Here is a 12,845-nt window from a genome sequence, read left to right on the forward strand (position 1 = left end):
ACGGTGGGGGGCGGAGGCGGCGGAACCGGACGGGGCGCGGCGATGGGCTGCAACTTCGGCGCGGCGGCGGCTTCGGCATCCGTGGCGAGCTGGCCCGGCTGGTACGAGCGGACCGTGGACTCGTAGTTGTCGTAGACCCCGTTGATGAGGTTGCGCAGCATCTCCTTGTGCTGCTCCTCCATCAGCTCGCGGACGACTTCCGCCAGGTTCTCCGCGTTGAGGATGTCCGCATAGGACGTCTTCTTCGACGCGAGGATGTTCCCGCCCACGAACAGGTGGGTGATGATGTGAGGGTTGTTGACACCAGAGTCCTCGGTCTGGACGTGGTAGACCTTCCCCTTGTGCTTGATGTTGTGGTTGAAGCCCGTGACGGCTTTTTCGAAGGTTTTCGCCATTGCCGAGGTCGGGCACCGTACCAGCGGGTTCCAGGCTTCACAAGGCAAGCGTCACGCTCATCCGCAGGTTGACGGCCCGTGCCAGCTTGCTCGCCGGTGTGCGTCCACCACCTTGGGTGTGCGGCTCCACGCCATGCCCGGCAGGCCGGCGGACAGGGGGACCCTTTGTTGAAAAGCCGAAAGGCCCTGGGGTACGTACCCCCTGAACACGCGCGCGCTATCATTCGAGCCCCACCACCCCTGAAGGGCGGGAACCCACCGATGACGAAGCCGGACAAAATCACGGACAAGGTCCGCCTCCAGGATGCCCAGACGCTGGCGCAGGGGTACTCCCCCGCCATCCGCGCGATGGAGATCGCCTCCATCGTGTCGTTCGTCGCGCTGGAGGGCGTGCTCGCCTACAAGCTCTGGAGCACCCACCACACCGGCCCGTGGCTGCTGACGCTGGCAGTGGTGCTGGGCTACCTGGCCGCGGACTTCGTGTCCGGGTTCGTCCACTGGATGGGCGACACGTGGGGCTCCACGGAGATGCCCGTGCTGGGCAAGGCGTTCATCCGCCCCTTCCGCGAGCACCACGTCGATGAGAAGGCCATCACCCGCCACGACTTCGTGGAGACCAACGGCAACAACTGCCTCGTGTCGCTGCCGGTGGCGGCGCTCGCGGTGGCCGTGCCGCTCAACGGTCCGGGCTGGGTGTTCCTGGCCGCGTTCCTGGGCGCGATGATCTTCTGGGTGATGGCGACCAACCAGTTCCACAAGTGGTCGCACCTGGACACGCCGCCCGCCCTCATCCACTTCCTGCAGCGCGTGCACCTCATCCTGCCGCCGGACCACCACCGCATCCACCACACCGCGCCCTTCAACCAGTACTACTGCATCACCGTGGGCTGGATGAACCGGCCGCTGCGGATGATCCACTTCTTCCCGCTGATGGAGCGGCTCATCACCTTCGTCACCGGCCAGCTTCCGCGCCAGGACGACATCGGCACCGAGGCCGCCCAGGCGCTCGTCGCCGTGGACGATGCCACGCAGGTGCCCGTGCTCCAGGCGGCCAAGGAGCTGCTCAAGGCCTCCGCCGAGGAGCCCGCGGCCACCGTCTCCAGCCGCCCCGTGCCCTGAAAGTCGCTGGAAGCCCAGGGGGGCCCGGAAGCCAAGGGGCCCCTCCCGCTCGCGACTAGAAGCGCAGGTCCACCTGCTCCGCGGAAGGAATGGGGCGCCCCAGGAAGCGGGCCCCCACTTCCACGAAGCGCTCCGGCACGTCGGTGACGAAGTACGTGTGCTCCGGCGCCGTGGAGACCTCCGGCGCGAGCAGCCCCCGGGCGCCCAAGAGCTCCGCCACGGCCTCCGCGGTGGCCTCCGCCGAGTCCACCAGCGACACGTGCGGCCCCACGACCTCGGCGATGACGCCCTTGAGCAGCGGGTAGTGGGTGCAGCCCAGCACCAGCGTGTCCACGCCGTCGTGCGCGAAGCCGGCCAGGTACTCCTTCGCCACCAGCAGCGGCACGTCGCCCGTGGTCCACCCTTCCTCCGCCAGGGGCACGAAGAGCGGACACGCCTTCGCCTTCACCGCCACCTGGGGGCTCCCGGCCTCCAGCGCCCGCTGGTAGGCGCCCGAGCGGATGGTGCCCGGCGTGCCGATGACGCCCACCCCGCCGCCCCGCGTCTGACGCAGCGCCGCGCGCGCGCCCGGCTCGATGACGCCCAGCACCGGCACCGGCAGCGCGGCGGACAGCGCGGGCAGCGCCGCGGCGGAGGCCGTGTTGCACGCCACCACCAGGAGCTTGATGCCGCGCTCCATCAGGAACTCCGCGTTCTTCAGCGAGTAGCGCGTCACCACCTCGCCGGACTTGGTGCCGTAGGGCACGCGCGCCGTGTCCCCCAGGTAGACCGTTCGCTCGTGGGGGAGCCGCGCCATGAGCGCCTTGAGGACCGTGAGGCCTCCGATGCCGGAGTCGAACACGCCGATGGGACCGTGGCTGTCTTGCCGCATGGGGGGTGTCCCTATCACGTTTGATGCCAACGGCCCGGCCTGGAGCCTGGGGCCCCCGAACGCACGAAGGGCCGGAAGCCCGGAGGCCTCCGACCCTTGCGTGTTCCCCTGCCCGGAGGGCGCGCCTACCTCACGCGGTAGAGCGGCGCGTCCAGGGCATCGTTCGCGCCCGGGAAGTCGTGGGCGAAGACGTCATAGGGGGCCAGGTCCGACCGGGACTCGTAGTAGCGACCGCCCGAACCCGACGCCTTGAAGGACACGAAGTAGCGGCCCGGGCGGAGGAACTCGAAGACGGCCGGAGACTCGTTGCAGGAGAACCACTGCCCCTCATCGCCGTAGACCCACAGGCCCGTGTAGACGTCCTTGAAGTTGATGCCCACCTCGGTGACGCCCGCCTGCGAGCAGCTCAGCGAGTACGGGTTGCCGGACTCGTAGAACTTCCAGCCCACCGCGGCCCCGCCGATGGCGTACGTCTCCGCCGTGACGGACACCGGCGCGCCGTTCACCGACGTGAAGGCACCGCCGTAGTAGTAGACGGGCAGGCCGTCGCGATCCAGGGCCACCACCTCCAGGTAGTGCTGCCCGGGCGCCAGGTTCGGGGTGCTCACCGAGTTGCCCTCGCTGCCCTCGTAGCAATCGAAGTTCACCCACTCGCCCTCGTCCACGCGGGCATCCACGGAGACGACGCCCGCCTGCCCGCAGGTGGGATACTGGCTGCCCACCTCCGTCGGGAACAGCCAGTTGACGTAGGCGAAGGAGGTGCCCTGCCCGCCGTTCGGCGCGAGGTCGATGTTCACCGACACATCGCCGTCCACCCGGAAGGTGCCGCTGTACGAGTAGCGGGCCACGTTGTTGTAGTCCACGCCCACCGCGCTGAAGGAGTACACGCCCGGCGCGAAGTCGTGGAGGATGATGCCGTCGAAGCCGTTGGCCTGGCAGGGATACTCGCCGCCGTTCTCGAGCAGCTCGCCGTCGATGGTGATGTCGACGCCCTGGATGTTTCGCGCCTCGTCGCAGCGGGCACCGGCGAAGGTCCACATCAGCCGGACGTCACCGGGGTAGCGGGGGCTGTTGTCTTCGATGACGCAGCCGGAGGAGAAAGCAGCGAGGCAGAGGAATGGGGCGAGCAGTCTCGCGTTCATGGTGGGCATCCGTGTTTCGGGCGGTTTGAGGTCGTCGGCCTGAACAACCTTCCAGACGACCGACCCGGGGAATTATTCAGTCCCGTCCAAAGCAACCGGGCACTGACGGCGGGTTTGACCCACCTGCGCGGTGGATGTTACGCGCTGAACCCCATGATACCCCACCTGCCCCTGGCCTTTGGCGCCATGAACTACGTGGAGATCATCCGCGACGCGTCGTTCATCGAGCTCGCGGTGCTCCTGCTCCTCATGTCGGTGTCCGTGGCCTCCTGGGCCCTCATCGCCATGAAGTTCACCCAGCTGTCCCGCGCCCGCTCCCAGTCACTTACCTTTCTCGACACGTTCTGGAAGGCGTCCCGGCTGGAGGCCATCTACCAGTCCGCCCAGAAGCTGGAGGGCTCGCCGCTGTCGAAGGTGTTCTGCGCGGGCTACGAGGAGCTGAGCAAGCTGGCGCAGACGGGCAAGGAGGGCGGCGCCGAGGACGCGATGAGCGCGAAGCTGGGCGGCATCGAGAACGTGGAGCGCGCCCTCAACCGCGCGGCCACGGCGCAGATCACCGAGCTGGAGAACCGCGTGTCCTTCCTGGGCACGGTGGGCGCCGCTTCCCCGTTCGTGGGCCTGTTCGGCACGGTGATTGGCATCCTGAGCGCGTTCAACCAGATCGCTGAACAGGGCAACGCGACGCTGGCCACGGTGGCCGCTCCGGTGGGCAACGCGCTGTTCGCCACGGCGGCGGGCCTGTTCGCGGCCATCCCGGCGGTGGTCGCCTACAACTCGTTCGTCAGCCGCATCAAGGTGTTCGACACGGAGATGTCCAACTTCTCCGCGGACTTCCTCAACATCATCAAGCGGCACTTCTTCCGCTAGGCACAAGGGGACACACCCATGGGCATGGGCGGCGGAAAAGGCGGCGGTGGCCGTACCACCATGAGCGAGATCAACGTCACGCCCATGGTGGACGTGATGCTGGTGCTGCTCATCATCTTCATGGTGACGGCGCCCCTCATCCAGCAGGGCGTGAAGGTGAACCTCCCGGAGACCAAGGCCACCCCGGTGGAGGCGACGGAGAAGAAGGTCGTGCTCTCCATCGACGCGGGGAAGAAGGTCTACATCGGGGATGCGGAGGTGCCTCTGGAGGAGCTGGAGACCAAGCTGGCCGCCAACGCCAAGGCGCAGGCGGACAAGGAGGTCTACCTGCACGCGGACCGGGATGTGCCCTACGGCGTGGTGGTGGAGGTGATGGCCGCCGCCCAGCGCGCGGGCATCAAGAATGTGGGGATGATCACGGACCCTTCCACCGGCAACAAGGCGTCCAACACCGGGAACAAGACGCCCACGGCCGGTGGTGGCAAGGGCAAGCCGAAGGAAGCGAAGCGCTAGCGCATGGACTCCGCGGTGACCCACAGCCTGCTCGTGGCCCGGCCCACGAAGCTGTCGCGCTTCGTCGTCTTCTCCGTGGGTGGCCACCTCGCGGTGCTGGTGGCCGCCGTCCTCTACGCGCGCCTCACGTCCACGCCGAAGATGGACCTGGACCAGAAGCCCATCAACGCGTCGCTGGTGCGCCTGGGCAAGCCGCGCGACCCGAAGCTCTTGCCCCGCAAGGAGCAGGCCCAGCCTCCACCCAAGGAGGTCGCGGCGAAGCCGGTGCCCACGCCTCCCTCGCAGGAGCCGGTGCCGGCGCCCTCCCCCAACGCGGTGGCGGTGCCCGGCGCGAAGCCCGCTCCGGCCCCCACGCCCCAGAAGGGCGAGGCGAACGCGGAGGACCGGCGCAAGAAGCTCTTCGGCGCGTTCGACAAGTCCGCGAAGCCCAGCGAGCCGGAGGAGCTGGAGGGCGCGGAGGACGGCGACCCGGACGGTGACTCGGCGGTCCAGGAGGGCGAGCGGTACTACGGCCTCCTCAAGTCCCAGGTGCGCCGGCACTACAACGTCGCGGACACCATCCCCGACGCGGAGCGCCTGTACCTGAAGGCGCAGGTGGCCATGCGGCTGGGCCGCGCCGGCGAGGTGCTGGACGTGAGCCTGGCCAAGGCCAGTGGCAACGAACTGTTCGACTCGGCGGTCGTCGCCGCCGTGCGCAAGGCGTCTCCTTTCTCTCCTCCCCCCGATGCCCTTCGCGACGCGCTCCAGAAGAACGGCGTCGTCCTGGTGTTCAGCCCATGAAAGCCCTCCTGCTGTCGCTCCTCCTCGTGCCCGCGCTGGTGCTGGCGCAGGCGCCCGTCATCGAAATCTCCGGCGCGAACTTCCGCCCGCTGCCGCTCGCGTCCCCGGCGCCCACGCTGCAGGAGGGCGGTGACAAGAAGGCGGCCGGCGTGTTCGACACCGCCTTCTCGTACGACCTGGCCGCCTCCGGCATCTTCCAGGTGTTGGACCGCGCGGGCTTCACCGCCGACGCGAAGGAAGGCATGACGGCGGCCAGCATCAACTTCAGCCGCTGGGCGGACGTGGGCGCGGAGTCGCTGGTGAAGGTGTCGCTCGCGCAGGACGGCGGCAGGCTGCGCGGAGAGCTGCGCCTGTTCAACGTGGCCACGGGCCACGAAGACCTGAAGGTCGCCAAGGACGCGCCGGCCAACGAGCCCCGCCAGCTGGCGCACGCGCTGGCGGACGCGCTCTACCGGCACTTCACCCGCGAGGCGAGCCCCTTCCTGTCGCGCATCACCTACGTGCGCAAGGCGGGCGCCAACCGCGACGTGTACGTGGCGGACTGGGACGGCATGGGCGCGCAGGCGCTCACCAAGGGCGGCACGCACATCCTCCCCACGCTCAGCCCGTCGGGTCAGGTGGCCTATACGTCGTACCGGAAGAACCGGCCGGACATCTACGTGCAGTCCCCTGGCGGCGAGGCGAAGGCCGTGGTGACGGACGGGCAGATGGCCACGGGCGTCGCGTTCTCGCCGGACGGCAAGCGCATCGCCTACGCGCTGGCGGAGGGTGAGAGCGCGCAGATCTACGTGGCCGCCGTGGACGGCTCCGGGGCGAAGGCCATCACCGACACGCCCTACGGCCTCAACACCAGCCCCACGTGGTCGCCGGACGGAAAGCGGATCGCGTTCGTGTCCAACCGGGGCGGCAGTCCTCAAGTCTACGTGATGGGCGCGGACGGCTCCGGCGTGAAGCGGCTCACCTTCCAGGGCAACTACAACCAGACGCCGGACTGGTCGCCGCGCGGGGACCTCATCGCCTTCACCGCGCGCGACGAGCGCAACGCGTTCGACCTGTTCACGGTCAACGTGGAGACGGGCAAGGTGACGCGCCTGACGCAGGACCAGGGCAACAACGAGGAGCCCACCTTCTCCCCCAACGGCCGGCTCATCATGTTCAGCTCCAGCCGCAACGGCGGCGCGCACCTGTGGGTGATGACCGCCGAGGGCAACAACCAGCTCCCGCTCCCCATGGAGAAGGGCAACTGGCTGACGCCCGACTGGGGCATCGCCCCGGCCGCGAAGTAGGCCTCACCGTCCGTTGACAGGGGGGACGCGCCGGGGTGCATTGCGCCCCCATGAGCGCTCCCCTCCGTGCCCACTGGGGCCTGGATCCGAAGGTCGTCTTCCTCAACCACGGCTCGTTCGGCGCCTGCCCCACGGCGGTGCTCCAGCACCAGTCGGAGCTGCGCGCCCGCCTGGAAGCGGAGCCCGTGCGCTTCCTGGGCCGGGAGGTGGAGCCGCTGCTGGATGAGGCGCGCGCCGCTCTCGCGGCCTTCGTGGGCGCGGACGCGGACGACCTGGCCTTCATGCCCAACGCCACCACGGGCGTGAACACCGTGCTGCGCAACCTGCGCTTTGAGCCCGGCGACGAGCTGCTCACCACCGACAACGAATACAACGCGTCGAAGAACGCGCTCGACGTGGCCTGCGCCGCGATGGGCGCGAAGGTGGTGGTGGCGAAGCTGCCCTGGCCGGTGACCTCCCCCGACGCCGTCGTGGACGCGGTGATGGCCCTGGTGACGCCGCGCACGCGGCTGCTCCTCATCGACCACATCACCAGCCAGACGGCCCTGGTGATGCCGCTGGCGGAGCTGGTGCGCCGCATGCGCGAGCGCGGCGTGGAGACGCTGGTGGACGGCGCCCACGGGCCGGGCATGGTGCCACTGGCGCTCCAGGAGCTGGGCGCGGCGTACTACACCGGCAACTGCCACAAGTGGCTGTGCGCGCCCAAGGGCGCCGCGTTCCTGTACGTCCGCCGGGACATGCAGGCGGGGATGAAGCCGCTGGTGGTGAGCCACGGGCACAACTCGCCGCGCGCGGACCGGTCGCGCTTCCGGCTGGAGTTCGACTGGACGGGCACGCATGACCCGACGCCCTTCCTGTGCATCCCCACCGCACTGCGCGTCGTGGGCGGGCTGGTGCCGGGCGGATGGCCGGAGGTGATGGCCTCCAACCGCGAGAAGGCCCTGGCCGCCCGGCGGTCCCTGAACGCCCGGCTGGGGCAGGACACGCCGCTGTGCCCGGACGCGATGGTGGGCAGCATGGCGTGCGTAGCCCTGCCGGAGGGCGCCCCCGAGCGTCCGGAGCCCCCGCTCTACCTGGACCCCCTCCATGTGCGCCTGTTCGAGGAGCACCGCGTGGAGGTCCCGGTCACCGCCTGGCCCAAGGCGCCCCGGCGTCACCTGCGGGTGTCCGCCCAGCTCTACAACACCCCGGCGGACTACGAGGCCCTGGGGGATGCTTTGGAAGCGCTGCTGCGTTGAGTAGTGTGCGCCGCATGCCGCGCTTCGCATCCATCGATATCGGGACCAACTCCGTGCTGCTGCTGGTCGCGGATCGCCAGCCGGACGGGCGCTTCGTGGCCGTGGTGGAGCGCGCCGAAATCACCCGGCTGGGCCGGGGCGTGGACACCCACCGCGTGCTCTCCCCGGACGGCATGGAGGCCACGCTGGCCACGCTGGTCGCCTTCGCGGACGAGGCCCGCTCCCTGGGCGCGGAGGCCATCGCGGTCTCCGCCACCAGCGCCGCGCGCGACGCGAAGAACGGCGCGGACTTCATCGCCGCCGCGAAGGCCCGCGCGGGCGTGACGGTGGAGATCATCGCCGGAGAGCTGGAGGCCCAGCTGTCCTTCGCCGCGGTGGCCACGGACTTCGCGGGCGAGGCGGCCGGGCCGCTGCTCGTCGTGGACATCGGCGGTGGCTCCACGGAGTTCATCTACGGCAACGACGCCGGCAGCGTGGCCTTCCGTCACAGCTTCGACGTGGGCGCCGTGCGGCTCACGGAGCGCTTCGTGCGCACCGACCCGCTGTCCGCCGACGAGCGCGGCGCCATCGAGGCGCACCTGCGCGACACCTTCGCCGCCCTGCCCCCGCCGCCGCCGAACGCGATGCTGGTGGGCGTGGCCGGCACCGTGACGACGCTGTTCGCCGTGCAGCACCAGATGGCGACCTACGACGCGGAGCAGGTCCACGGCGGCACGCTGTCCCGGGGCGAGCTGGACGCGCTCACGGACATGCTGTGCGCCCTGCCCCTGGAGGCCCGGCGCGCGCTGCCCGGGCTCCAGCCCAAGCGCGCGGATGTCATCCCCGCAGGCGCCCTCATCCTGCGCGAAGCGGTGAAGGCCCTTCGCATGGACGCCTGCCGCGTGAGCGACCGCGGCCTGCGCTGGGGCCTTTTGGCCCACCGCTTCGGTTCCGCCCCCTCCTCCTCATGAACGCCTCTTCCCCCACTGCTTCGTCCAGCGCGCCCGCCACGCAGTCCGTGCGCGCGGGCTACGCGCTGTTCATCCTGACCCTCATCAACCTGGTCAACTACCTCGACCGGTACATCATCGCGGTCGCGCTGCCGGAGATTCAGAAGGACTTCGGCATCAACGATGCGCAGTCGGGCCTGCTGGGCACCGTCTTCATCGTCGTGTTCATGCTGGCGTCCCCGCTGGGCGGCTTCCTGGGAGACCGGGTGCCGCGCCGGTTGCTGGTGGCGGGCGGCGTGCTCCTGTGGAGCCTGGCCACCGGGGCCAGCGGCCTTGCGTCCACGTTCACGGCGCTGCTGCTGGCGCGCGCGGTGATTGGCATTGGCGAGGCGGGCTATGGCGCGGTGGCGCCGTCCATCATCTCCGACCTGTATCCGCGCGAGCAGCGCACGCGGATGCTGTCGTACTTCTACATCGCCATCCCGGTGGGCTCCGCGATGGGCTACGGCCTGGGCGGGTGGCTGACGCAGACGTATTCGTGGCACGCGGCGTTCTTCGCGGGCGGCGTGCCGGGGCTCGTGCTGGGCGCCATGGCCTTCTTCATGCCGGAGCCGAAGCGCGGCGCCATGGACGGGCCGGACGCGGCGGTGAAGCTGCCCTTCATGGAGGGCCTCCGTGGCCTGGGCCGCAACACGGCCTTCTGGGCGACGACGGCGGGCTACACGCTGATGACGTTCTCCATTGGCGGGCTCGCGTTCTGGATGCCCACGTACCTGGTGCGCGAGCGGCAGCTGTGGCTGGAGTACCCCGGCCGCGTGGGCCTCGTGTTCGGTGCCATCACCGCGATCGCGGGTCTCACCGGCACGGTGGCGGGCGGCTGGCTGGGCGACAAGATGGACCGCAAGCGCGCGGGCGGCGGGCTGTGGCTGTCCGGCATCGGGTTGATGCTCGCGGCGCCGTGCATGTACCTGGCGGTGAACCTGCAGGACACGACGCTGACGTTCGCGGCCATTGGCGTGGCGCAGTTCCTCATCTTCCTCAACAGCGGTCCCATCAACGCGGCCATCGTCAACTGCGTGCCGCCCGCGTTCCGCGCGTTCGCCATGGGCCTGAACGTGCTGTGCATCCACATGCTGGGTGATGCCATCTCCCCCACGCTCATCGGGCAGATCGCCGACATGGCCAGCCTCCACACCGCCATCGCCATCAACGCGGTGCCGGTGCTGCTGGGCGGCATGGCCCTGCTCGTGGGCGCGAAGCTGTTCCGGGAGGCCGTGCCCCAGGCGCGCACCTGACGCGCAACCGCCGGGCCCGGAATGCATCCGAGCCCGGGTCGGTTGTGCGAGGAGGTTCGCTGCTCGCCGGGGAAGGAAGCGGAGGCGTTTCGTGGCTGCCGAACATGCTCAACAGTGGGGTCCGGGCCCCCTGTTCGTCGGGAGAGGGACCCTCCAGGGCTGCCGCTCGCACCCAGCCAGCCATGCGCACGCCACCCTCGCCTTCTACACGGGGGGCCAGGCCACCATCGAGCAGCGCACCCACCTGCGGCTGACGCCCGGGGATGTGCTCCTCATCCCCGCCGGAGAGAAGCACCGGACGGTGGAGGCCCATCGGGCGGAGTTCGTCGGCCTGGGATTCCATCCGTCCGCCTTCGCGCGGACGGAGGTGGGGCCGATGCTGGAGCCGTTCGAGCGCGTGCGCCAGGGCGCCTCCGCCGTCGTGCCGATTCCCTCCGGCCGGCAGGAACATCTGGTGCGACTGCTGTCGGAGATCCACGAGGAGACGCGCGCTCCGGCCAGCGCCATGGGGGAGCAGGTGGTGCGCAGCCTGTTCTCGCTGGTGCTCGCGGAGGTGGCCCGCTCGCGTGCGTGGACCGGTGCGGACACGCATACGTCCTGGGTGGGCGAGGCGCTCACGTTCATTGAAAGGCACTGCCTGGAGCGCCTCTCGCTGCGCGAGGTGGCTGCCGCGGTGGGCCGCTCGCCCGCGCACGTGACGACCGCGGTCAAGCAGGCCACGGGCCACAGCGTGGTGGAGTGGATCATCTCCGGCCGGCTCGCGGAGGCACGGCGAAGGCTGCTGTCCTCCGACGAGCGCGTCGACATCATCGCGGAGCGCGTGGGCTACGCGGACCCCACGCACTTCATCCGCCTGTTCCGGCGCGCGGAAGGACTCACGCCCGCCGCGTGGCGCAAGCAGCACCGCGCCCCGGGACCGCCAGGCAACGGCGCCTCCATCAGCGCGGCGTGACCGCGCGGCGCAAGCAGCACCCGCGCGTCAGTGCGGCTTCTGCTTCGCCGGAGGAGGCTTCCCCGTCGCGGCCGTGTAGCGCCGGTCCGCGTCCTCCATGGCGAGCCCGTGGCTCAGCACCGCCCCGGCGACGCCACCCGCGCTGGCCGCCATGACGGCCGCCTGCATGCGCGTCGTCGTGTCACCCGCCGCGGAGATGCCCGGCACGGACGTCTCTCCCATCCCGTTCACCTTCACGAAGCCCTGCTCATCCAACGCGAGCCCCAGCCGGGTGACGAGCTCTGGTTGCCGCTGCGGCGGCGCGGAGAACATCACCCGCCGGGCCACGCGCGTTCCATCCTCCAGTTCGACCTCCTCCAGGTGCCCATCCTTCCCGTGGAGCGCGCGGATCTTCCGCTCCTCCAGACGCATGCCCAGATGGTGGAGTCGCTCGCGCTGTTCGGGCGGCACCTCGAAGCTGCCGTGGGTGAAGACCGTGAGGTCGCGGGACCAGCCCTGGACCATGATGGCGTAGTCCAGATACGCCGGCTCCGTGGCCAGCACGCCGAAGGGTTCGTCCTGCACCTCCCAGCCGTGACAGAACGGGCACTGGTAGATGCTCGTGCCCCACAGCTCCTTGTAGCCGGGGATGTCCAGCATGACGTCCACCATGCCCACCGCCACCAGGATGCGGCGGGCCTCCACCGTGGTGCCGTCCCCCAGCGCCACGCGGAAGCCTCCTTCGCGCGGCTCCACTGAACCCACGCGCGTGTCCCGCACCTCCACGTTCTTGTAGCGCTGGAGCTGCTCGCGGCTGATGCGCCGGAACTCCGGGGGCGGGATGCCGTCGCGCGAAGCGAAGCCGTGCATGTGCTTCGCGGCCACGTTGCGCGGCGTGCCCGCGTCACACAGCAGCACCGCCCTGCGCGCGCGGCCCAGGTTCAGCGCGGCGTTGAGCCCCGCGGGGCCGCCTCCCACGATGACGACGTCGTAAGCCATGGTCCTGTTCCCCTGCGTTGAGGATGACCCCTCCGGGAGCCGCGTGCCCGCGCACCCACCGACGCGCCCCCGCACGCCGTGCCCTGAAGCAGGCGGGGCGCGTGAGCGGAGGCAGCGCGGCGTCCGGAGAAGTCATGCGTCGTTGATTCCTGGCAGGAACCTAACGACCGACCCGGGGCCACCAGGAGGGCGGGACTTTCGACGGCATCGGCGGCGCTTCCGGTCCGCCGCCCCACCCGCCTACTTCGCGACGGGCGAGGGGCCGGGCACCTGGAGCTGAGGCCGGTACGCCTCCGCCAGGCGCTCCACCTCGCCCGCCAGCCGCTCCCCTTCCGCCAGCAGCCGCGTCCGCAGCCGCTGCCGGTTGCCCAACGTGAAGAACATCTCCAGGTCGTGACGGATGCCGTCCCAGCGCTCCGCGAAGTACAGCGTGAAGAGCGCCAGCGGTGGCACCAGCACGAACGTCGTCAGCCCCCACGC

Annotated in this window: 13 protein-coding genes and 1 pseudogene; 9 read left to right on the forward strand and 5 right to left on the reverse strand. The window is 70.1% G+C overall.

Annotated elements, in window-relative coordinates; translation table 11 throughout:
- The coding region (locus tag D7Y13_RS28325; protein WP_208734498.1) for a RomY N-terminal domain-containing regulatory protein at positions 1–395 on the reverse strand (395 nt) is incomplete at its 3' end.
- A 261-nt stretch (positions 396–656) separates the two neighbouring features.
- On the opposite strand from D7Y13_RS28325, the gene carF reads away from it, so the two are divergent.
- The gene (gene carF, locus D7Y13_RS28330; RefSeq protein ID WP_120585462.1) at positions 657–1,514 is read left to right on the forward strand and encodes a plasmanylethanolamine desaturase; all 858 of its coding nucleotides are present in this window, start codon (positions 657–659) and stop codon (positions 1,512–1,514) included.
- A 55-nt stretch (positions 1,515–1,569) separates the two neighbouring features.
- On the opposite strand, the gene murI is transcribed toward carF, so the two are convergent.
- Together murI and D7Y13_RS28340 are read right to left on the reverse strand one after the other, a co-directional pair.
- Positions 1,570–2,385 carry a glutamate racemase gene (gene murI / locus D7Y13_RS28335; protein ID WP_120585463.1) on the reverse strand — a complete coding sequence of 272 codons (816 nt, stop codon included), beginning with the start codon at positions 2,383–2,385 and terminating at the stop codon, positions 1,570–1,572.
- A 125-nt stretch (positions 2,386–2,510) separates the two neighbouring features.
- Positions 2,511–3,527: a hypothetical protein gene (locus D7Y13_RS28340; RefSeq protein WP_120538162.1), complete on the reverse strand. Its 1,017-nt coding sequence runs from the start codon at positions 3,525–3,527 to the stop codon at positions 2,511–2,513.
- Positions 3,528–3,680: 153 nt separating this feature from the next.
- Between D7Y13_RS28340 and D7Y13_RS28345 the strand changes: the two genes are divergently transcribed.
- The 8 genes from D7Y13_RS28345 to D7Y13_RS28380 all read left to right on the forward strand — a co-directional run bounded on the left by D7Y13_RS28345 (position 3,681) and on the right by D7Y13_RS28380 (position 11,387).
- The gene (locus D7Y13_RS28345) at positions 3,681–4,394 is read left to right on the forward strand and encodes a MotA/TolQ/ExbB proton channel family protein (RefSeq protein ID WP_120538160.1); all 714 of its coding nucleotides are present in this window, start codon (positions 3,681–3,683) and stop codon (positions 4,392–4,394) included.
- 18 nt (positions 4,395–4,412) lie between these two features.
- Positions 4,413–4,907: a protein TolR gene (tolR, locus tag D7Y13_RS28350; RefSeq protein ID WP_120538161.1), complete on the forward strand. Its 495-nt coding sequence runs from the start codon at positions 4,413–4,415 to the stop codon at positions 4,905–4,907.
- Between the two features lie 3 nt (positions 4,908–4,910).
- Positions 4,911–5,687 (forward strand): TonB family protein, encoded by a 777-nt coding sequence (locus D7Y13_RS28355; protein WP_120585464.1) that lies wholly within the window; start codon positions 4,911–4,913, stop codon positions 5,685–5,687.
- A complete protein-coding gene (locus D7Y13_RS28360; RefSeq protein ID WP_120537654.1) occupies positions 5,684–6,973 on the forward strand; it encodes a PD40 domain-containing protein in 1,290 nt (429 codons plus the stop codon). The genes D7Y13_RS28355 and D7Y13_RS28360 overlap by 4 nt, the downstream gene beginning before the upstream one ends.
- Before the next feature lie 50 nt (positions 6,974–7,023).
- Positions 7,024–8,211, forward strand: coding sequence for an aminotransferase class V-fold PLP-dependent enzyme (locus D7Y13_RS28365; protein WP_120585465.1), 1,188 nt, complete (start codon positions 7,024–7,026; stop codon positions 8,209–8,211).
- 14 nt (positions 8,212–8,225) lie between these two features.
- Positions 8,226–9,161 carry a Ppx/GppA phosphatase family protein gene (locus D7Y13_RS28370; RefSeq protein WP_120537656.1) on the forward strand — a complete coding sequence of 312 codons (936 nt, stop codon included), beginning with the start codon at positions 8,226–8,228 and terminating at the stop codon, positions 9,159–9,161.
- Positions 9,158–10,435, forward strand: a complete 1,278-nt coding sequence (locus tag D7Y13_RS28375) for a spinster family MFS transporter (RefSeq protein ID WP_120537657.1) — start codon at positions 9,158–9,160, stop codon at positions 10,433–10,435. Before D7Y13_RS28370 ends, D7Y13_RS28375 begins: the two co-directional genes overlap by 4 nt.
- A 91-nt stretch (positions 10,436–10,526) precedes the next feature.
- Positions 10,527–11,387, forward strand: a complete 861-nt coding sequence (locus D7Y13_RS28380) for an AraC family transcriptional regulator (RefSeq protein WP_120585466.1) — start codon at positions 10,527–10,529, stop codon at positions 11,385–11,387.
- A 27-nt stretch (positions 11,388–11,414) separates the two neighbouring features.
- Here D7Y13_RS28380 and D7Y13_RS28385 read toward each other — a convergent pair whose 3' ends face one another.
- A complete protein-coding gene (locus D7Y13_RS28385; RefSeq protein WP_120585467.1) occupies positions 11,415–12,365 on the reverse strand; it encodes an NAD(P)/FAD-dependent oxidoreductase in 951 nt (316 codons plus the stop codon).
- A gap of 240 nt (positions 12,366–12,605) precedes the next feature.
- Positions 12,606–12,845 (reverse strand): annotated as a pseudogene (locus D7Y13_RS28390) (acyltransferase); the annotation flags it as partial.

The organism is Corallococcus praedator (assembly GCF_003612125.1).
GTDB classification, from domain to species: domain Bacteria; phylum Myxococcota; class Myxococcia; order Myxococcales; family Myxococcaceae; genus Corallococcus; species Corallococcus praedator.